We start from the raw sequence: 21,245 nt of genomic DNA on the forward strand, positions 1-21,245 counted from the left end.
CCGCCAACAAGTGCAGGCGGGATACAGTGAAATATAATGCTTGCAGACAGTTGGATAGCAGATCAACGTACGGCCTTGGGAGTTGCGCTACGCGCAGAGCCATCTACAAGCGTCTGCTGAGGTTCAAGCATCGTTTTCAAAACTTTCCAGACATTTTCCGCGATTTTTTCTTGTGCCTGAGCCGTAGGATGTATTCCATCAGCCTGGAAAAATTCTCGCTTGTTACCAAAGCCGTCCAAAAGGAACGGTACCAGCTTGACTCCATAGCGTTTGGCCAGCTGCGGGTAAATATCCTGAAACTTTTGCGTGTACGCCATGCCATAATTGGGCGGCAGTTGCATGCCGGCCAACAGCACCTGGGCTTTATTTCGCTGGCAGGCTTCGATGATGGCCGCGAGACTGCCGAAAATGGACTCAATGGAGGCCCCGCGCAACCCATCATTGCCGCCAAGCTCGACAATGACGATATCCGGGCGATGGGTTTTGAGTGCGTGCTGGATGCGGGTCCGCCCACCGGCAGCCGTTTCGCCACTGATGCTGTTGTTGATCAACTTTGTCTGCGATTGCGCTTGCACCCGCTGTTTGAGCAGATCGACCCACCCCGCATCGCGAGGCAGGCCGTAGCCAGCGGACAAACTGTCCCCAAACACCATAATAGTAGGGGTTCCGGATGCGGTAGCAGGTCCCGGTGGGGCTGCTGCGCCTGAGTTGGCGCCAATACTTGACAGGATAAAGAGAATAACCAGGAAACTTTTCATGACAGATAACCTTGTTGTACGGCCCATTGTGCAGGCAATCGGGTTGACCAAGCAAGTAAGCACCGGTGATGAGCAGCTTACAATATTGGAGAATATCAATCTGGAGGTAAATGCAGGTGACTCCGTTGCCATAATCGGAGCATCGGGTTCAGGCAAGTCTACTCTGCTGGGGTTGCTGGCAGGATTAGATACTCCTTCCGAGGGGAAGGTTCATCTTGACGGCGAGGATATTTTCTTGCTGGACGAAGATGCCCGGGCCGCGTTGCGCGGACGCATGCTGGGGTTCGTGTTCCAGTCATTTCAACTGTTACCTGCATTGACCGCGATTGAGAACGTAATGTTGCCCCTCGAGCTAATTGGCGCCGGCAATGCAAACGCCGCCGCATTGGAACTGCTCGAGCGCGTTGGACTCGGAATGCGCCTTAAACATTATCCCAGACAGCTCTCCGGCGGAGAACAGCAGCGTGTCGCCATTGCCCGCGCATTTGTGACTCAACCGCAGTTGGTGCTGGCTGATGAACCGACCGGCAACCTGGATTCCGCTACCGGCGCGCAAATCATAGAACTCATGTTTGAACTGAACCGCGAGCGCGGCACGACACTGGTTCTGGTTACTCATGACGAAGCCATCTCAAGCCGTTGCGCGTGGCGCATTCGGCTGGCGGGTGGAAAAATCGCCGATTGACTCACTGCAAGAAATCTCGACTCGGCAGAAGAGCAATAATGTTGCGCCCCGTGGTATAACGCTTCATTTCTTGCCCAGCTCGAGCTTGGGTAATACAAATCCAATGGAAGCTATTCCTCGAACAAAACCAGCAGAACCGGCAAGCCGTCGTCTCCGCTTTGTGACGGTAGGCGTTTTGCTTGCCGCAGTGATTGCGGCCAGCTGGGTCTGGCGCAACCATGGCGCGACTGACGCCAGGAGCAAGGCAGTCGAGGCCATTCCAGTCATCACTGCTCCGGTTGCGCAAAGTGACGTACCCGTCATACTTGCGGCGAATGGCACGGTATCGGCTCAGCAAACCGTTGCGGTGCGGCCACAGCTTAGCGCCGTGATCAGCGCGGTGCATATCAGGGAAGGGCAGTTTGTGCAAAAGGGCGAGAGACTATTCTCTCTGGATGCGCGTACCGAGGATGCGAATCTTAACAGAACTCAAGGGCAACTCGCGAAATCCCGGGCCGACCTGAGGAATGCAGAGCGCAACCTCGAGCGGCAACGCGAGCTCTTCCGGCAGAACTTTATTTCGCAAGCCGCGCTGGATGTGGCCGAGAATCAGGTCGATGCCCTTCGGGGTCAGCTTGCGGTGGATGAGGCCACGGTTCAGGCGAACCGCATTGCTCGTGGTTTCAGCGAGATTACAGCGCCTATTGCCGGGCGCACCGGTGCCGTGCCGGTGTACCAAGGGAGTCTGGTGCAGCCAAATGATGTTCTGGTGAGCATCACGCAGATCAACCCGATCAATGTCAGTTTTACCCTTCCGGAACGCGAGCTTGTGCCATTGCAGCAGGCGCGCGCAAAAGGCGAAGTGCCCGTGAATGTGGAGCTTGTCGCGGGAAAACAAACCAGAACGGGCCGGCTTGTATTTATCGATAATGCAGTTGATACGGCGAGCGGCACAATCGCACTGAAGGCGGAGTTTCCCAATGCGGATAAAAGTCTTTGGCCCGGCATGTACGTTACCGTGACGCTCGCGGCGCGGGTGCTGGCGAACGCTCTGACGGTTCCGGTACAGGCGGTCCAGAATGGTCCGGAAAACAAGTTTCTATACGTCGTGGGTGGGGATGGCCAGGTAAGTTCTCTTCCGGTCGATGTGGTCCTTATCCAGAATGGATTTGCGGTAATAGAAGGAGAAGCGGTTACTCCAGGGCTGCGTATTGTCGTGGAAGGCGCGCAGAATCTCAGGCCGGCCAGCACGGTGACTGAAGCCAGGGCCTACGGCACGGAGCCTGGAGCCAACGGCACTGATGCAGGTAGATGAGAAAGGCGGCCTGCCAGCGCATTTCCGGCACAAGCGTCAAAAGTGGCGAATAAACGATGAATCTGTCCGAGTTATGCATCCGCCGCCCGGTAATGACGGTACTGCTGTCAGCTTCCGCTGTCGTAGCCGGTATCATTGCTTACGGAGGCTTATCCATAGCCGCACTGCCAAGTTACGATTCTCCGACCATTTCCGTCACTGCGGCCCTCCCGGGCGCCAGTCCAGAAACCATGGCTTCTTCCGTGGCAACGCCGCTGGAGCGGCAGTTTTCGATGATCTCCGGCCTTTCGGTAATCAGTTCGACAAGTACGCTGGGCAATACGGCGATTACCCTGGAATTCGATCAGGACCGGGATATTGATAGCGCATCCATAGACGTCCAGGCTGCCTTGCTGCGCGCGGAGCGGTCGCTCCCGATGGAGATGACCATTCCGCCATCCTATCGCAAGATTAATCCCGCAGATTCCCCAATCGTTTTTTTGGCCTTGACTTCGCCATCCATGTCGCTGTCGGAGTTAAACAGTTTCGCCGAAGACCTCATTGCTCCCACGCTGTCGACGCTGACTGGCGTGGCGCAGGTACAGATCAACGGGCAGAAAAAATACGCGGTGCGCGTACGGGTAAACCCCGAAGCGCTCGCTGTACGCAACTTAACCCTCGATGATATCGCCGCAGCGCTGAGCACAGCCAACGCCAACTCTCCGATCGGTACCCTGGAAGGGCCGCGTCAGACGCTTACCATACAGGCCAATCGCCAGCTCAGTGATGCCGCAGCGTTTGCAAAGCTCATCGTTGCGACATCTCCCAGTGGAAATCCGGTAAGGCTTTCCGAAGTGGCACAGGTTGAAGACAGCATACAATCGCTCAAGACGGCGAGCTGGGTTAATGGGGAGCGTGCGATCACGCTATCGGTGCAGCGGCAGCCGGGCGCCAATACCGTATCGACGGTTGACGCAGTCAAGGCTGCAATACCCGGACTGGTGGCGCAGATGCCTTCTTCGGTTCAGCTCAGGCTGACCAGTGACCGCTCGGTTTCCATCCGCGATTCGATACATGATGTGCAGGTAACGCTGGGGATAACGATTATCCTCGTTCTGCTGGTGATTTTCCTGTTCCTGCGAAAGGCTTCCGCCACACTGATCCCCGCGCTATCACTGCCAATTTCACTGCTGGGAACAGTAGCGCTGATGCGTGTCCTGGGATACAGCCTGGATAATATTTCGCTGCTGGCCATCACTCTCGCGGTCGGGCTGGTGGTGGATGATGCCATCGTGATGCTCGAGAATATTGTTCGTCACATCGAGCGGGGAATGCCGCCTCTGCAGGCCGCGCTACAGGGTTCAAAAGAAGTCAGCTTTACCATCATTTCGATTTCACTCTCGCTGGTGGCCGTTTTTATCCCGATTTTTTTCATGCCCGGGGTGATCGGTTTGCTTTTCCACGAGTTTGCAGCTGTCGTAGGAATAGCTGTTCTGATGTCGGCTGTCGTATCGCTTACCTTGGTGCCGGTGATGACGAGCCGCTACCTTGCGCCGCAAGAGACCGAAAGCTTCAGTCTGAAATGGACGGAATGGTTCGAGCGCGGGTTCGCTCACCTGCTCGCGGCGTATGAACGCGTACTCGATCGGGCGCTGATTCACCACCGTCTGGTGCTGGGTATTGCGTTTGGCACCTTTATCGCCACCGGCATACTTTTCATGGTCCTGCCCAAAGGTTTTTTCCCTAACGAGGATATCGGTCAGGCGCTGATCACAGTGGATGCTGTCGAGGATATCTCCTTCCCCGCCATGACCGAGCTATTGCAACGTACCGATGCTGTCATCCGCACCAATCCTTCAGTCGATACCCTGATTGTTTATGCCAGCGAAAGCAATAGCGCGCGCCTGTTCATGACCCTCAAGCCGCGTAGCGAGCGCCCGCCCATGGACAAGATAATGGAAGACCTGCGGCGCGACGTGCGCACCATCCCCGGTGTGAACGTCTTTATAAACCCCATACAGAATCTCAGGTTGGGCGGGCGTACCAGCAAGAGCCGCTATCAGTACGTGATGCGCAGTGTGCGTGCCGAAGAGTTGCGTTCCGCGGCAGATGGTTTGATGGCCCGCATGCGTAAAGATGCCATATTTCGGGACGTCACCAGCGATTCGCAATTGAAGGGTTTACAGGCACGGCTGACCATCGATCGTGACAAGGTTAATCTATTGGGCGTGCAAATGGGCGATATCCGTTCGGCGCTCTATAGCGCCTTCGGCGAGCGCCAAGTGTCAACGATATATACTTCCAGCGATAGCTATCAGGTCATCCTCCAGGTCGCCGCTGAACATCAGTACGATGAGCGCGCGTTCAACAAGATTTATCTGCGCTCCAGGAACGATGCGCTGGTACCCTTGTCGAGCGTTGCGACGGTCGAACGCGAGGTGGGCCCGATTGCAATCAATCATGCAGGCCAGCTCGAAGCGGTGACAATATCGTTCAACCTTGCTCCCGGCGCGGCACTGGGCGATGCCTCCGTCCATCTCGACCAATTCAAGCAAGAGCTGAATCTGCCAGCGAGCATTCTGACCAGCTACGCGGGCGATGCTGCGGCTTTCCAGTCTTCGCAAGCGAGCCAGGTGATCCTGATTGTCGCTGCGCTGCTGGTTATCTACGTACTGCTTGGCGTGCTGTACGAGAGTTATATTCATCCGCTCACGATTCTGTCCGGGCTGCCCTCTGCTGCCGTTGGTGCGCTGGCCATGCTGTGGTTGTTCAATCTGGAATTATCCATCATCGCGATGATCGGCATTTTGATGCTGATCGGCATAGTCAAAAAAAATGCAATCATGATGATCGATTTTGCGCTCGACGCACAGCGCAATGAAGCCATGGCTCCGCGTGAAGCGATCCGGACCGCTTGCCTGTTGCGTTTCCGGCCGATCATGATGACTACGCTCGCCGCGTTGATGGGCGCACTTCCCATTGCGCTCGGGCTTGGGGCGGGAGCCGAGTTGCGACAGCCGCTGGGGCTCGCCGTGGTGGGAGGGCTGCTATTTTCTCAGGTGATCACGCTTTTCATTACGCCGGTGATCTATCTTTATCTGGATCGCTATTCTGGCAGCGGCCCCCTCAAGCTGGAGCATGACTAAACCGCGTTGTCAGTTCATTTCACGCCCTTAAAGGACGGCAAGGGCGCTGACAGGCGTTTATTCCTGTTTATTCCTTGTATTTTCAGGGAAGTCTGCTAAAAAGTTAAATGTGAGCGTACCGATAACCGTCATTTGCCAGTCGAAGAGTTGGACGGCTTGATCAATAAGGAGACACGATAATGAGGCAGATTTACCATCGCAGCCCCCGGCTCTTCCTCCTAAGCCTGCTAGTCCTGTCCGCGACTTCATGTGCAACACCTGAACGCGCGGCACTGGTCGAAGCTGAGCAAGCCGGCCCGCCGGCTGCTTTCCAGAAGCATACACTGGCCCTTACACGTGACGCGCTTCGATTGTTGAAGGAAGATCTCATAAAAAATGCAGTGGTTCCAGACAATAGAGTGACGCTGAAAATTGATCCCGATCGTGCTTCTTGCACGGCAAAGTGCGGAGGCGGGACATCGCTGACTTGCAATAACATGCAGTGTGGCGCTGTTGACGGTGCGGGCTGCTGGGACGAGGGCACCAAGGGTCAACCAACATTCAAGCTTTGCGTAAGCGTCGAGCCGCCGCCGCAGTAGATGAATACGGCTGAGCCGGTCGGTTATCATTCGCGAATAATAATGATTTGATTTTTCTCGCTCCAAGCCAGATCGGCTGGTGGGCTGGACAGCGGCGCGTAGTGCGGGGACATGGCTGGATCAGTAAAATCGGTTCCTCAGCAAAGACTTACCCGTGATACAGTGTCATCAAGCGTTTTCGGGCTGGTAGCGGATTGGTATCAGCCAGTATTGCGGACGTTTTGCCGGGAATGCGGAAAGCGTTTCGGAGATTCCGGCTGATATCGCCGTATCATTATTTCACTTTCATTCCCGGCTGCGCGCCTTCATCCGGAGAGAGCAGATAAGGCCCTTCCCCGTCACCTGCCGCCAATACCATTCCTTCCGATATACCAAACTTCATTTTTCTGGGGGCGAGATTTGCCACCATGATCGTCAAGCGACCCTTGAGCTGCTCGGGATCATAGGCGGATTTAATGCCGGCGAATACCGTCCTCCGGTCGGATCCGGCATCAAGGGTGAGCTTGAGCAATTTATCGGCGCCTTCGACGTGCTCGGCGTTGACAATTTTTGCGACTCTGAGATCGATCCTGGTGAAATCATCAATTGTTATCATGGCGCCCGCAACGCTTTTTTCGCGGCCTCCCTCTTCTCCCGGGGACGGGGCGACGACAGGACTTTTTTCCATGGCTTGTACAGCCGGTCCGGCTTGCGATGGTGACACTGCAGATTGCAAGCTTTCCTTATTCGCCTTGACAAGCATATCGATCTGCAGGGGATCGATACGGGTCATGAGGTGCTCGTAATCGTTGATCTGATGCCCATCGGGCAATAGCCTGTTTTGCGAATTGGCGTCTTTCCAGGTAAGCGTATCGAGACCAAGAAACTGCTCCGCATTTCCGGCAAGCTCTGGCAGAACCGGCTTCAGGTAAACGGTGAGGATCCGGAACATGTTCAGCGCGACACTGCATACTTCATGCAACTCCCTGTCGTTCTGGCCATTTTTTGCCAGTATCCACGGTTTCATGCGGTCCACATACTGGTTGGCAACGTCCGCCGCCTGCATAATTTCCTTTATTGCCTTGCTGAACTCCCGGCGTTCGTAGAAATTGGCAATCGAGATATGGCGGCCCAGGAAAGTATCGCCCTCGCCAAGCTGGCAGAAAAGGAATTGATTGAACCATTTTCTGTTTGCCTCCGAAATGGTGTGCGTGAGCTTGCCGTCGAATTTCTTGATGATGAATCCCGCGCACCTGCTGGCTATATTGACGTATTTTCCTACCAGATCGCTATTGACGCGGGCAGTGAAATCATCGAAATTCAGATCGATGTCCTCCATGCTGTCGTTGAGCTTCGCCGCATAATAATAGCGCAGCCACTCCGGATTCAATCCTTGCTTCAAATAGCTTTCCGCTGTGATGAATGTGCCGCGCGACTTGGACATTTTTTGCCCGTTGACGGTAAGGAATCCGTGAGCGTAAATCTGGGTTGGGGTGCGGTAGCCCGAGAATTCCAGCATGGCCGGCCAGAACAGGGCGTGGAAGTAAAGAATATCCTTTCCGATGAAATGCACCATTTCAGTGCTGCCCCCGGGCCTAAGAAATTCGTCGATCTCCGCTTGAGAACGATTTTTCTGCCTGAAGTAATGTTTGAAGCTGCCGAAGTAGCCGACGGGAGCATCCAGCCACACATAGAAAAATTTCTTGCGGGCGGTGCCCGGGATGGGGAAGCCGAAATAGGGCGCGTCCCGTGAAATATCCCAGTCGGTCAAACCTGCTGAAAGCCATTCGTTCATTTTATTGGCGGCCTCGGGTTGGAGCCGCGGCTTCATTTCCAGGCTAACGCCGGACTGGCTCGATAATGATTCGAAGACCCATTCTTTTAGAAAAACCTTGCAGCGGGGATCCGAAAGCTTGAAGAAATGGTGTTTTGAAGCGCGGCGTTCCGGCTTTGCTCCGGAAACGGCAGAGTAAGGGTCGATCAAATCGGTCGGTGAATACGTGGCGCCACAAGCTTCGCAGGAGTCGCCGTATTGATCCCTGGCGTGACACTTCGGGCATTCGCCTTTGATATACCGGTCAGGCAAGAACATCTGCTTGACCGGATCATAAAATTGTTCGACCGAGCGTTTGGCAATCAGATCCTTCGCTTCAAGCTGGCGATAGATGTCCTCACAAAATTCCTGATTTTCGGGTGAGTCCGTGGTGTAGTAGCTATCGAAATCAACGTGAAAGCCGTCAAAATCAATTTTATGCTCCTGCCATACCCGGTCAATCAGTTGCTTGGGCGTAATGCCTTCCAGTTCGGCGCGCAGCATGATCGGCGTGCCATGGGTGTCGTCGGCGCACACGTAATGCACCTCATGCCCTTGCATTTTCTGGAAACGAACCCAGATATCCGTCTGTATGTACTCAACGAGATGCCCGAGGTGAATGCTGCCGTTGGCATACGGCAAGGCTGAGGTGACGAGAATTTTTCGCTTGGTCATCAATCGTCTATAAACAGGTGACAAACATCATTGTATCAAACTGTGGGGTCCGTCAGTCTGACGAACAAGGAAACGGAGGCGATTGACGAATGGCGCGTCGTTGTTCCGCCTTTTCCCGGGCGGCAAGGGGCTAGTCGAGCCGCATGACCCGGACGTGCGCGCCACATGCATCTTCATGTCGTCAGACTCTATCCCTCGATATTTGTTAATATCGGGGTCATCATTGGTGCCGCAGATAAAGGAGTACAGAAGTGCCGATAACCGAACAGCAAATACAACAGGCCCTGAGGGAGATTACCGATCTCAGCACCGGCAAGGATTACGTAAGCAATAACGAAGCACGTAATATCGTTATAGACGGCGATAACGTGTCGCTGGACGTCGTGCTGGGTTACCCGGCAAAAAGCGTAATAGACAGTATCCGCAAGCAGGTGGTGGACAAGCTCAAAGGCATTCCCGGTGTTGGAAGCGTGAATGCCAACGTAACGAGCAAGATTGTGTCGCACAGCGTGCAGCGTGGCGTAAAACTCATTCCAGGGGTAAAAAACATTATTGCGGTGGCATCAGGCAAGGGCGGTGTGGGTAAATCTGCCACGGCGGTGAACCTGGCGCTCGCGCTGGCCGCTGAAGGCGCATCCGTCGGTCTTCTGGACGCCGATATCTATGGGCCTTCGCAGCCCCAGATGCTGGGTATCACCGGCCGCCCCGAGTCGCCGGATGGCAAGAGCATCGAACCGATGAAAGCGCATGGGATCCAGGCGATGTCCATCGGTTTCCTGATCGACGTGGAAACGCCCATGGTTTGGCGCGGTCCGATGGTTACCCAGGCCTTGCAGCAGCTGCTGAACGACACGCGATGGGATAATGTGGATTATCTTATTGTGGACATGCCGCCCGGGACGGGCGATATTCAGTTGACGCTCGCTCAAAAAGTCCCTGTTACCGGCGCCGTTATCGTCACCACTCCACAGGATATTGCGCTGCTGGACGCCCGCAAGGGGCTGAGGATGTTCCAGAAAGTGGGTATCCCCATCATCGGTATTGTCGAAAACATGAGCACCCATATCTGTTCTCGATGCGGCCACGAAGAACATGTTTTCGGCACTGGTGGAGGGGAAAAGATGTGCAGGGACTATGATGTCGAATTTCTGGGTGCCTTGCCTCTCGACATAAAAATCCGTGAGCATACCGATTCCGGTATCCCTACGGTTGTCGCGGAACCGGAGGGACGGATAGCGGAGATATATCGCGGTGTCGCGCGCCGCCTCGCCGTCAAGATAGATGAATTATCGCTGGATCATTCTGCGTTATTCGCGAAGATCGTGATTGAGGATACCTGATTACCTTGAGTGAGCGGGCGTCAGGTGGAGGCTAAAAACCCTGCAGTTGCGCCAAATCGCGCGTGGCAATAATGCGAAGGGATTTGCATATGGCGCAATGCGCCTTGCGTATTGACGCCTCACGCTTTGAGCAGAGCCAGCGAAATCACGTGCGGGCGCATGTGCTTCGCCAGCTCATTCATGATTGACATTCACCTGGCCTTCTCCTCCTTAAAAAAATGACTATAAAGTCGGACAAATGGATACGCCGCATGGCGGCGGAACAACGCATGATCGAGCCGTTTGAGGCCAATCAGATCAAGTATACGAACGGGCATCGGATCGTGTCATACGGGACCTCGAGCTATGGCTATGACATTCGCTGTTCGGATGAATTCAAGCTGTTCACAAATATAAATTCCGCCATCGTCGATCCCAAGAATTTCGATTCCAATTCCTTTGTTGACGTGAAGAGCGATGTGTGCCTCATCCCGCCGAATTCGTTCGCGCTCGCCCGTACCGTTGAGTATTTTCGCATTCCGCGAAATATACTTACTATTTGCCTTGGGAAATCCACCTATGCCCGTTGCGGCATTATCGTGAATGTCACCCCGTTTGAGCCGGAGTGGGAAGGTTATGTCACCCTGGAGTTTTCCAATACCACCCCGCTTCCCGCCAAAATTTATGCGAACGAAGGAGTAGCCCAGGTGATTTTCTTCGAATCCGATGAAGAATGCGAGATTTCATATAAGGATCGGGGGGGGAAATACCAGGGGCAGCACGGGGTGACCTTGCCCAAAATCTGATAGCGATACGGCTCATGCGAGCGGTTGAAAGCAGGCTGGCGCCATGCATTCACTTCATGTTCGGCATTTTGTTAAAACCACAACTGTTGGTTGATAAAGTCCTGTCACTCCCCATATATATTCATTATTCTCGCTGAAAACCGAAAATGACCAAGCGGTACATGGTGGTTTTCGGACAGAATTTCGGGTGAGCCCGCAGTTTTTTTCCGGCTGGAAAAAAAACGCTTGATTCCAGCGAAATCAAGTCTATAATCCGCTTTTTTTCGGTACGCACAATTTCATAGAGAACAGGAGGTCATCATGACAAGCAAAGCAAACTATTTCGTCCCCGCTGATCTGGTAAATATCCATACTCCCGTAACGTAGCGCCTCCTACAGAAAGGATGACTCTCATGCAAATGCGTACCACCGCTCTACGGCGCAACGTAGAAGCCGACGAAATATTCGACACCCACCCCGAAGTCACTCTCGATTTTGAACATGTCCAGGCAGCCCTGAAAAAAGGCTATAGCAAGCCGTTCCTGCTGGTTGACACCAACATTGTTCGAAACAAAGCCCGCCGCTTCAAAACAGCCATGCCAAAGGTGCAGCCGCATTATGCGGTGAAGGCGAATCCCGATCCGCGCGTGCTGCGAACCATGATCGAGGAAAGCGTCGGATTTGAAATTGCCTCCATTTCGGAGCTGGACCTTCTGCTCGGCCTTGGAGTGCCCGCAGCGGATATTTATTACAGTAATCCCATGAAGTCGCGCGCTTATCTGGAATATGCGGCGTCCAAGGGCGTGGAGTGGTATGTGCTGGACAGTGTCGAGGAACTGCGCAAGATCGTGAGCGTCAAACCGGATGCAAAAATGTATTTGCGCATTGATACCCCCAACATAGGGAGCGATTGGCCATTGGCGGGCAAATTCGGTACGCATACCGCCGAGATCGAGGGCATCGTTAATGAAGCCGCTAAACTCAAGGCAGATCTTGCGGGAGTGACATTCCACGTGGGTTCGCAATGCCGTAATCCGCAGAACTGGCGGGTGGGCATCGAGCGGGCAAAAAAAGTTTTTGCGGATATGCGCCAGGTTGGGTTGACGCCGCGTTTGCTCAATATCGGTGGCGGCTATCCCGTGCGTCATGTCAAGCCCATTCCATCAATAGAGATAATAGCGGAAGTCGTAAATGCCGCGATTGCAGATCTGCCGGAGGACATTCGGGTCATGGCCGAACCAGGACGCTACCTTGTATCCGATGCGGCGTATTTCGTTTGCCGCGTGGTCGGCACGGCAACGCGTAACGGCAAACGCTGGATGTATTGGGACGCGGGTGTATTTGGCGGCGTAATCGAAGTCACGGAGGGCTTGCGGTACGAAATTCTTTCCGATCGCATGGGGCAGAATATCCCCTGGTCCATTGCCGGGCCAACCTGCGACTCGGTGGACATTCTCATGCGGGACGAAATGCTGCCGGAAGATATCGAGGAAGGGGACTTCATCTACATTCCGAATGCCGGCGCTTATACCACTGCGTACGCCAGCAATTTCAACGGGTTTCCACTACCGGATGTGGTGGTTTTGTAAGGAATCGCAGTAGAAGTCGCGACATGAAAGATGGCGGAACCCAAACGGCGGGTTCCGCCATTATTTTTTCCCGACCACCTGTCGTGTTCGTCAAACATCCGAGTGTTGTTTCCGGTCAAGCACCACAAAGTGATACGCCAGTCCGTCGTCATCCCAACGGTGCTTTTCGCGCGAGGTTTCGTCCCATTCTTCCCGATTGAATTCAGGGAAAAGCACATCGCCGTCGAAATCTTTCTGAATCTCGGTAATGTATAGCCGGTCGCACAGTGGCAGCATCTGCCGGAATATTTCGGCGCCGCCGATAACAAAACATTCAGTATTCGCGTATCCAGTGTCCGTGCCCGCGCGTATATCCTTGCCCTCCTTGTCTGTGTCTTTCCCCGACCGGCAACACGCTATCAGCGCTTCGGCTATGGAAGGCACAACGATGGCGCCCGGGACTTCATATTCAGCTTGTTTCGTGAGGATAATACAGGTGCGTCCGGGAAGCGGCTTACCGATGGATTCAAAGGTTTTGCGCCCCATGATCATGGGATGTCCCATGGTCAGGGCCTTGAAGCGCTTCAGATCAGGCGGCAAGCGCCACGGCAATGCATTATCCCTGCCGATGACGCGATTCTTCGCCATGGCTACGAGGGCGCAGAGCCTTTGCGTCATACAGCGACCAACGCCCTGATTGCGGGATAAGGGTCATACCCTTCCAGCGTAAAGTCTTCGTATTTGAAATCAAAAATACTGCTCACCGCCGGGTTCAATTTCATTACAGGCAGGTCTCGCGGTTCTCGGCTTAATTGTTCTCGCGCTTGCGTCAAATGGTTAAGGTAAAGATGAGCGTCGCCAAATGTGTGCACGAAATCCCCGGCTTTCAGATTACAACTTTGCGAGACCATTAGCGTAAGCAGGGCGTAGGAGGCAATGTTGAATGGCACGCCAAGGAAGATATCGGCACTGCGCTGGTAAAGCTGGCAAGAAAGCTTGCCGTCAACCACATAGAACTGAAACAAGGCATGACAGGGCGCCAACTTCATCTCATGCAACTCGCTTACATTCCAGGAAGAAACAATCATCCGCCGTGAATCTGGCGTATTCCTGATCTGTCCTATCACTTGCGCGATCTGATCGATATGGCCTCCGCTTGAATTCGGCCAGGACCGCCACTGCCTCCCGTACACAGGACCCAGATCGCCGTTTTCGTCTGCCCATTCATTCCAGATGGAAACGCCGTTGTCCTTGAGGTACTGGATATTGGTGTCGCCGCGCAAAAACCATAGCAATTCATAGATGATGGATTTCAGATGGCATTTCTTCGTCGTTACCAGCGGAAAACCCCGGGATAAGTCAAATCGCATCTGGTAGCCGAATATCGAAAGCGTACCTGTGCCCGTGCGATCTGATTTCTTATGTCCGTGCTCGAGCACATGTTGCATGAGTTCAAGATACTGGCGCATTGCGGGGTCGAGGGAATGACAGGAAATATAGGAGGTGGAGAGCCAAGCCAGCAGAAATCCCTGCCGGCAAACCTATTAAGGATATCAGATGTATTATAGTATCATTTTCCCCACTAATTTAAGGTAGCCAATGCTCGCGTCTCTGATACAAAATGCTGGTCCAATAAGTACGCCAAAAAAGCCCACGCACATTCTGGTCGTGCTGCCTCGGCTGGATGCTTTGGGGAAGGGATCGTCGGATAAGTCATCAGGCAAGCGTCAGGATAAGCCGGATTTTTTTGGCAAGGGCGTACTTGAAATTTTATTATCGCGGCGAAAAATGCAGCTTGGGGAAATGGCCGGCTCACCGCTGGCGGCCAATCTCGAAAATGGTTCTCTATGCGTGTGGGTGATGGTGGATTTGAGCGAGCCCCCATTCGAGCAGCAAACAGTCATACGAAAAGCCCTCCAATTACTGCTGGAGGAAAATCCCGCAGAAATACATCTTGCGATTTATGGCAGCGACAGTCAAAGGGGGCCACTTGCGCAGTTGGCGGTGTATGCTGCCTGGATCAACGGTCCAGTTTTGCCATCGCGAAAAACGGGCAAGAAAAACACGTGCAGGCAGGCGCTCACCGGAATCGTGCTGCATGGATATGAGGACGCGGACAATTTCGCGCTGCTTCATGCCAAAGCGGAAGGCAATCTGCTCACCCGGGAGCTCACAGTATTGCCACCCAATGAATTGACCCCTTCGTTTTATCGCCAATATGTCAAGAAACTTGCAGCCAGCGAGGGCTGGAAGCATCAGGATTTCGATGTGAAGGCACTGCGTAAAATGGGGGCAGGGGCATTTGTTGCAGTGGCCCAGGGCAGCGATCCGGAGGATGCGGCTATCGTGCATTTGAAACGACGGGTCAAAAGTGCAAGCAAAAGTGTGGCTCTGGTGGGAAAAGGCATTTGTTTTGATACGGGAGGTCATAATCTGAAGCCGGCCCGTTACATGCAGGGCATGCACGAGGATATGAATGGTTCGGCTGTCGCTCTGGGTTTATTACTGGCTGCAACGCGCGCCGCCCTGCCGCTGAATATCGATTGCTGGCTTGCCATCGCCCAAAACCACATCAGTCCTCGCGCTTACAAGCAAAACGACGTTATATCCACGCTGAACGGCACCACCGTCGAGATCATTCATACCGATGCGGAAGGACGGCTGGTACTGGCGGATACGCTGTCGCTCGCGGCAAAAGAGAAGCCGGATGTAATGATCGATTTCGCAACGCTGACAGGGAGCATGCATACAGCGCTTGGGTCGCATTACAGCGGTATTTTCGGCAATCGCGACGAGTTGATTCAAAAGGCGTTAATAGCGGGAAGATCGTCTGGGGAGCGTACCTGTGCATTTCCGATGGATGCCGATTATGAGGCGGAGCTGGAAAGCAAGATTGCGGACACCAAGCAGTGCACCCTGGAGGGCGACGCAGATCACATTCTTGCGGCACGATTTCTCAGCCGATTCGTGGACGGCATACCCTGGTTGCATATGGATCTCTCAGCTAGCAGCCACAAGGGCGGGTTAGGCGCGGTTGGGAGTGACGTCACCGGTTTTGGGGTTGCATGGGGCATTAAAATGCTGGAGGAGATTCTGGCCTCGGAATAAAATCCTTCCAGTCTTATAAGCCATTCGCGAGTGGATCCATAAAATACCAGGCGCAAATCGGCTCAAACTATCTGTAGCACGATTTTGCCCGTGGTATGACCCGCTTCGATCAACTGGTGCGCCTCTGAGGCGCTTTCCAGTGGAAGCGCAAGGCCGATATGAACCTTGAGGATGCCCTGCTCGAACAGCTTGGCTCCACGTTCAAGGATACGAGTTTGCATGATACGGGCTGGATGCAGACCGAAATAGAGCGGTGCGGCCATTTGCACATAACCGATGCACAGGTTGCGCAGCCTTGCCGTGTTGATTTGCTGGGCGGTGCATGTGGTCGAGAGCAGCGTCACCAAGCGGCCATACAGCCGGGTTGCTGCAAAGGATTTGCAAAAAGTTTCTCCGCCTATCGTGTCCAGCGTGAGTCTCACTCCCAGGCCATCTGTCCAGTTCAACGTCGCTTCAACAAAATCTTGCGCGCTATAGTTTATTGCCAGCTCCGCGCCGAGCGATTGCACAAGCTCTGCCTTCCGCGAATTGGATATGGTCGTGGCTACCCGTGCATTGAAGTAATGAGCGAGCTGAACTGCAATATGGCCGACCCCCCCGGCACCGGCATGTATCAGAGTGGACTGGCCATCCCTCAAATCGCCGCGGTTTACCAGTGCTTCCCAGGCGGTAATCAGCGCCAGCGGTATGGCCGCCGCTTCCAGCATGGAGAGATTACCGGGTTTCAATGCCAGATAGTCTTCCTGTACCACCGTATATTCCGCATACGTTCCCGGCCCGTTGCCTAAGCCATTATTGAAAAAAAACACTTCACTGCCTGGTCGTACGCGGGTAACCGAACTGCCAACCGCTTCAACCACCCCTGCACCATCGCAGCCCAGAATCGAAGGCAGCTTATCCGGATAGTACATATTAAGCTTGCGTACCTTTGTATCTATCGGATTCAAGCCGGCAGCATGCACCTTGACCAGCGCGTCATATGGGTTGGTCAAGGCGGGTACGGGAATATCGGCGGCAATCAGCACATCAGGTTCCCCAGGCGCATCCATCAGGACGGCTCTCATGATCTCCCCTTGTTCTTGCCCCATGCCCAGCGGGTAATCTGCCGCCACCGGCTGACCGCTTGCCTGGGTTCATGCTGTGTGCTATCTGCCCGATCGCCCGCTGTACTCAGCTTTACCTGCGCATGGATCTCGTGCAAGGTCAGGCCGCCGGGACCTCTGAGTGCATTCGCTTCGGGCTTGCCCGGGTTGTCTGGGTCGGGTTTTTCCATGATCAGATTACGTACGACTGGCCGGGCTCGCGTGGTAGAAGCAATATGTTAAACTCGAGGCCTTGATTTTGCGAGAAATAAAATGTCCGGGAATACCATTGGCAAGCTTTTTTGCGTCACCTCGTTTGGCGAGTCTCATGGCCCAGCTATTGGTTGCGTAGTCGATGGTTGTCCTCCGGGGATGGAACTATCCGCTGAGGATATCCAGCGGGATCTGGACAGGCGTAAACCCGGTACTTCGCGCTATGTGACCCAGCGGCGCGAATCAGATACGGTAGAAATTCTCTCAGGGGTATTCGAGGGCAAGACCACGGGGACGCCTATTGCCCTCCTAATTCGCAACGAGGACCAGCGCAGCAAGGATTACAGCAAAATCATGGAGACTTTCCGCCCCGGTCATGCGGACTATGTTTACTGGCAAAAATATGGAATACGCGATTACCGGGGGGGCGGGCGTTCCTCGGCACGGGAAACAGCTGTGCGGGTTGCGGCTGCGGCCATTGCCAGAAAATGGCTACACGCGAGGTATGGGGTGGTAATACGCGGCTTTATGGCACAATTGGGGCCCGTAGAGATTCCCTTCAAGCAATGGGATGCGGTAGACAAGAACCCTTTTTTTGCCGCTGACCCCGATCTGGTGCCCACCCTGGAAGAGTTCATGGATAAGCTGCGCAAATCCGGCGATTCGATTGGCGCGAAAATTTGCGTAGTGGCGGAAGGCGTGCCGGCCGGCTGGGGCGAGCCGGTGTATGACCGTCTGGATGCTGAAATTGCTTATGCCATGATGAGCATCAATGCGGTAAAAGGCGTGGAAATCGGCGCCGGGTTCGCCGCTGTGGTTCAAAAGGGAACAGAGCATTCCGATGAGGTCACTCCGGAAGGGTTTTTGAGCAACAACGCGGGCGGAATATTGGGCGGAATTTCCAGCGGTCAGGATATTGTCGTAAATATTGCCGTGAAGCCGACTTCCAGTATCCGTTTGGGGCGACGCTCGATAGATAAGACCGGCGAACCTGTAGTGGTGGAAACGCACGGCCGGCACGACCCTTGCGTAGGGATCCGCGCCACGCCCATAGGCGAGGCAATGCTGGCTCTGGTTCTGATGGATCATGCCTTGCGCCACCGCGCGCAAAATGCGGACGTCGTATGCGCTACTCCGAAAATTCCTGCCAAGGCCGGCCTGGAAGAAAACCTCGCATCCGGTGTCCCGGGCTTGCAGTCGTTTGCGGAAAACCCGGAGCCTGATGAAGCCTGAAGCAGGACATCCGAATTTCGGTCATGCTGTCTGCGAAGTTGGCCGTTCGGCATTGCTCAGGCATCGCGAGCTCTTGAAGTGAACCTGACCGCGAGACTCCCGTTCACCCCTTCAAGAAATCCCTGAATGGCGTATCGTCTGCCGGGATGGGCGATCCTATCAAAAAACCTTGCGCGTAATCTATTTGCATGTTTTCCAGGATGGAAAGGGTCGCAGCGTTTTCCACGAACTCGGCCGTTGTTTTTTTGCCGAATCCTCTCGCTACGTCACATAAGGCCTTTACCAGTATTTGATCATCCGGGTTATCAGCCAGGTTCCGTATAAACGAGCCGTCGATCTTCACCACGTCGATCGGGAGTTGCCTGATGTAATAGAAGGAGGAGAAGCCGACCCCGAAATCATCCAGCGTGAAACTGCAACCCAGCTTTCTGATCTTCTCCATCAGTTCCCGGGCGGCAGGCAGATCCTCAAGGGCCGCGGTCTCGGTTATTTCAAACATGAAGTTTGAGGGATCCGCGCCATACTGTTCGAAAGCGGCCCTCAGGATCGGCAGCAACTCGGGATCATGAAAGGCATGGGCCGAGAGGTTGATCGAGAAACGGACATGGTGGCCTCCGTGCTGAATTTTCGCTGATTGCGCAATGGATTTTCGTAACACCATATGATCGATTGCGTGAATAAGACCGGTTTGTTCTGCCGCGGGTATGAAAAAGTGCGGGGCAAGTATGGTTCCGTCATCGTCAAGCATGCGCAGCAGTACTTCGTAATGATCGATGGTCTTATTCCCGATATGCATAATGGGTTGGAAGTAAGACAGGAACCGTTCGTGCAGAAGAGCATGCTCGATCTTCTCTTTCCAGTACACCAGCGTATGCATGCGCTCGCGGGTTTTCTCCTCATTGGAAAACAGGTGCCAGCCCCCCCGCCCTGCTTCCTTCGCCTGATACATGGCGAGGTCCGCTGCCGCCAATAGATCGTGTACGTTGTTCCCGTGCTCGGGAAAAAGCGCAATGCCAACGCTGGCTGAAGCTTTATGTGTCCGGTTGTTTATCGCAATCTTTTCCTCGTTCAGGCAGGCAAGCGCATTCTTCGCGACTTCTATCGCTCCATCCGCAGTAGTTTGCGGCAGTATCACCGCAAATTCATCACCTCCCAGGCGCCCGAGTATATCGACGCTGCGTATACTGCCATGCAACATGCCGGCTACCATCTTCAATAAGGCATCGCCGGCCTGATGCCCACTGGTATCATTTATATATTTGAACTGATCCAGATCGAAAAAAAGCAGGGCGCCGGAATGCTTGTAGCGTGCGGCCAGGTTCAGCATCTGCTCCAACTCTTCCTGAAAACGCCGCCGATTGAAAAGGTCGGTAAGTGGATCGTGGTCGGCCAGCCAGGCAAGCCGTTTTTGTGTGCGCTTGTGTTCGGTCATGTCGAGACCTACGGATAATATCGAAGGGTCATTCTCGGTATGCCGCGTAAGGCGGGAATGCAACCAGAGAATATTTCGTATCGATGCATCCCTGCATATGACGTTGGATTCGTGACGCAATTGATCCCTTCGCTCGGAACGCACTTCCCTCAAATGACCGGGGAGGTCGTGCAAGTCTCCATCAAGCGCAAGAAGATCGATGAAGGATTTTCCTTGAAGTTCTTTTTCCGTATATTGAATGAGCATTTCCCCATGGGCATTGAGCGTAAGAATTTCGCCGTTGACGTTTTGTGTGATCACGATCACCTGGGCAATATCCAGCAGATTTGTAATGAAATCTCGTTCCTTGCTTAATTCATCCATCTTTCCGTCTAATATCCGCGTCCGGTCCGCAACCTCTTCCTCCAGTTTTTCCAGCTGATAAGACAGGGCAACCGCTGTTTCATCAAGCATGTCAATTTCATCTTTCAGCCATCGCTTCTCGGCGCGGGAATGAAGCTGGGAGCGGAAATCCTTGAAACTGCGGCGGGCCAGGAGCGGCAAGGTGAAGACAATGTGCTTGAGCCGCGACAATGGCTTTGTGAGAATGATAAACAACAATATCTCGGAGAGCACTAATCCCGCCAATCCTATTATCATATTCTGCTGGGTCGAGTTGCGGATGGTCTGGATGGTCGAGGTGATATCGGTCACGACAATAAACAGCGCCTGACCGGTTGTATTCATTCTTTCCACCGAAAGCGGTTCGATGTGCAGATGCTGGTTGCCCAGTGAAACCTGAACTCCATTCTTAAGATGATTTGTGTCGGGATACTGCTTCGAGACCTGATCGAGAATCGCTACATTCATTTCCCTGCTGTGGGCCGCCACCTTGGCTCCCCAGCTTGAAATTTTCATTTCCTTGCTTTTCGGGGCATCGCCTTCTTCCTTGACAAGCAGAGCGATATCGGCGCCGGAGATATGCTGGAATTCCAGAACGGCGTCGACCAGAGGTACGCCAATGACAACAACACCAACACGGTTACCTTCTACCAGCAAGGGCGCGACGGCGAATTGCATGCAGCTTTTCTGACACATGAGAGGACTGGAAGGTTGTTCTCGCTCATTGACCTGGCGGACCCAATCCAGCATTGCAGCGTCATGCGCACCAGACTCGGAAGCGCCCCAGCTTGCCAGCAGCTGATTTGAATGATCATAAAAACGTATCAGTTCGATGCCCTTGTTGAGCTGCAATGGTGCCCAATAGGGTTCGAACGTCTCGGCGATTTTTGTTCCATCATTTGCCAGAAGGTCGGTACCCATTCCTTCCAGAAAAGGTATCAACTCTGCAAACTGATGCAGATTTTTCGATATTTGATCTATCAGGCCTTCCACTTCGCTGGCGTAACGCCGATGTTGCACGCTTCTCTGACTTTCAAAATCATTCATCAAGCTCACATAGGTAATTCCAGTGAACGAAGCGACAATTGCGATCAGTATCAGGCTGCTCAGCACCAGAACTTTTGACTTCAGGCCCCAGAATTTGCGCGATCCGGCGCCGGTGGAGTCACCGTTTCGAGCCTTGTTAGTGTGGGGATCCTGGTTCATCAGAGGTTACC

16 protein-coding genes are annotated in these 21,245 nt (G+C 53.8%); 9 read left to right on the forward strand and 7 right to left on the reverse strand.

All coding sequences use genetic code 11. The features are described from left to right. Positions 1-62 precede the first annotated feature (62 nt). The gene (locus tag BMZ14_RS10785) at positions 63-758 is read right to left on the reverse strand and encodes an arylesterase (RefSeq protein ID WP_074797416.1); all 696 of its coding nucleotides are present in this window, start codon (positions 756-758) and stop codon (positions 63-65) included. Between BMZ14_RS10785 and BMZ14_RS10790 the strand changes: the two genes are divergently transcribed. The 4 genes from BMZ14_RS10790 (at position 757) to BMZ14_RS10805 (ending at position 6,440) form a co-directional block, all read left to right on the forward strand. Then, positions 757-1,443, forward strand: a complete 687-nt coding sequence (locus tag BMZ14_RS10790; protein ID WP_074797418.1) for an ABC transporter ATP-binding protein — start codon at positions 757-759, stop codon at positions 1,441-1,443. The genes BMZ14_RS10785 and BMZ14_RS10790 overlap by 2 nt on opposite strands. Next, positions 1,376-2,737 (forward strand): efflux RND transporter periplasmic adaptor subunit, encoded by a 1,362-nt coding sequence (locus BMZ14_RS10795; RefSeq protein WP_256208572.1) that lies wholly within the window; start codon positions 1,376-1,378, stop codon positions 2,735-2,737. The genes BMZ14_RS10790 and BMZ14_RS10795 overlap by 68 nt, the downstream gene beginning before the upstream one ends. Before the next feature lie 56 nt (positions 2,738-2,793). After that, positions 2,794-5,862: an efflux RND transporter permease subunit gene (locus BMZ14_RS10800; RefSeq protein ID WP_074797420.1), complete on the forward strand. Its 3,069-nt coding sequence runs from the start codon at positions 2,794-2,796 to the stop codon at positions 5,860-5,862. A gap of 179 nt (positions 5,863-6,041) precedes the next feature. Next, positions 6,042-6,440, forward strand: coding sequence for a hypothetical protein (locus BMZ14_RS10805; RefSeq protein WP_074797422.1), 399 nt, complete (start codon positions 6,042-6,044; stop codon positions 6,438-6,440). A gap of 274 nt (positions 6,441-6,714) precedes the next feature. On the opposite strand, the gene metG is transcribed toward BMZ14_RS10805, so the two are convergent. Continuing rightward, positions 6,715-8,907, reverse strand: a complete 2,193-nt coding sequence (metG, locus tag BMZ14_RS10810; RefSeq protein WP_074797424.1) for a methionine--tRNA ligase — start codon at positions 8,905-8,907, stop codon at positions 6,715-6,717. Between the two features lie 251 nt (positions 8,908-9,158). Here metG and apbC point away from each other — a divergent pair, with 251 nt between their 5' ends. The 3 genes from apbC to BMZ14_RS10825 all read left to right on the forward strand — a co-directional run bounded on the left by apbC (position 9,159) and on the right by BMZ14_RS10825 (position 12,600). Beyond that, positions 9,159-10,247, forward strand: coding sequence for an iron-sulfur cluster carrier protein ApbC (gene apbC / locus BMZ14_RS10815; protein WP_074797426.1), 1,089 nt, complete (start codon positions 9,159-9,161; stop codon positions 10,245-10,247). Positions 10,248-10,465: 218 nt separating this feature from the next. After that, the gene (dcd, locus tag BMZ14_RS10820) at positions 10,466-11,032 is read left to right on the forward strand and encodes a dCTP deaminase (protein ID WP_074797427.1); all 567 of its coding nucleotides are present in this window, start codon (positions 10,466-10,468) and stop codon (positions 11,030-11,032) included. Between the two features lie 392 nt (positions 11,033-11,424). Continuing rightward, positions 11,425-12,600, forward strand: coding sequence for a type III PLP-dependent enzyme (locus BMZ14_RS10825; protein WP_074797429.1), 1,176 nt, complete (start codon positions 11,425-11,427; stop codon positions 12,598-12,600). A 90-nt stretch (positions 12,601-12,690) separates the two neighbouring features. Here the strand turns inward: BMZ14_RS10825 and BMZ14_RS10830 are convergent, their stop codons facing one another. Continuing rightward, positions 12,691-13,257, reverse strand: a complete 567-nt coding sequence (locus BMZ14_RS10830; RefSeq protein ID WP_074797431.1) for a dihydrofolate reductase — start codon at positions 13,255-13,257, stop codon at positions 12,691-12,693. Next, the gene (locus tag BMZ14_RS10835) at positions 13,254-14,048 is read right to left on the reverse strand and encodes a thymidylate synthase (RefSeq protein WP_074797433.1); all 795 of its coding nucleotides are present in this window, start codon (positions 14,046-14,048) and stop codon (positions 13,254-13,256) included. The genes BMZ14_RS10830 and BMZ14_RS10835 overlap by 4 nt, the downstream gene beginning before the upstream one ends. A 130-nt stretch (positions 14,049-14,178) precedes the next feature. On the opposite strand from BMZ14_RS10835, the gene BMZ14_RS10840 reads away from it, so the two are divergent. After that, complete coding sequence (locus tag BMZ14_RS10840; protein WP_074797434.1) at positions 14,179-15,687, forward strand: M17 family metallopeptidase; 1,509 nt, start codon at positions 14,179-14,181, stop codon at positions 15,685-15,687. Positions 15,688-15,749: 62 nt separating this feature from the next. On the opposite strand, the gene BMZ14_RS10845 is transcribed toward BMZ14_RS10840, so the two are convergent. Both BMZ14_RS10845 and BMZ14_RS10850 read right to left on the reverse strand, forming a co-directional pair. Next, on the reverse strand, positions 15,750-16,751 hold the full coding sequence (locus tag BMZ14_RS10845; RefSeq protein WP_074797436.1) for a zinc-dependent alcohol dehydrogenase family protein: 1,002 nt from the start codon (positions 16,749-16,751) through the stop codon (positions 15,750-15,752). Beyond that, positions 16,748-16,960, reverse strand: a complete 213-nt coding sequence (locus BMZ14_RS10850; protein ID WP_074797438.1) for a hypothetical protein — start codon at positions 16,958-16,960, stop codon at positions 16,748-16,750. Before BMZ14_RS10850 ends, BMZ14_RS10845 begins: the two co-directional genes overlap by 4 nt. 82 nt (positions 16,961-17,042) lie before the next feature. On the opposite strand from BMZ14_RS10850, the gene aroC reads away from it, so the two are divergent. Next, on the forward strand, positions 17,043-18,215 hold the full coding sequence (aroC, locus tag BMZ14_RS10855) for a chorismate synthase (protein ID WP_074797440.1): 1,173 nt from the start codon (positions 17,043-17,045) through the stop codon (positions 18,213-18,215). Between the two features lie 103 nt (positions 18,216-18,318). On the opposite strand, the gene BMZ14_RS10860 is transcribed toward aroC, so the two are convergent. Then, the gene (locus BMZ14_RS10860) at positions 18,319-21,234 is read right to left on the reverse strand and encodes a bifunctional diguanylate cyclase/phosphodiesterase (RefSeq protein ID WP_074797442.1); all 2,916 of its coding nucleotides are present in this window, start codon (positions 21,232-21,234) and stop codon (positions 18,319-18,321) included. Between the last annotated feature and the right edge of the window lie 11 nt (positions 21,235-21,245).

It is taken from the genome of Nitrosospira briensis (genome assembly GCF_900115125.1).
GTDB lineage: Bacteria > Pseudomonadota > Gammaproteobacteria > Burkholderiales > Nitrosomonadaceae > Nitrosospira > Nitrosospira briensis_A.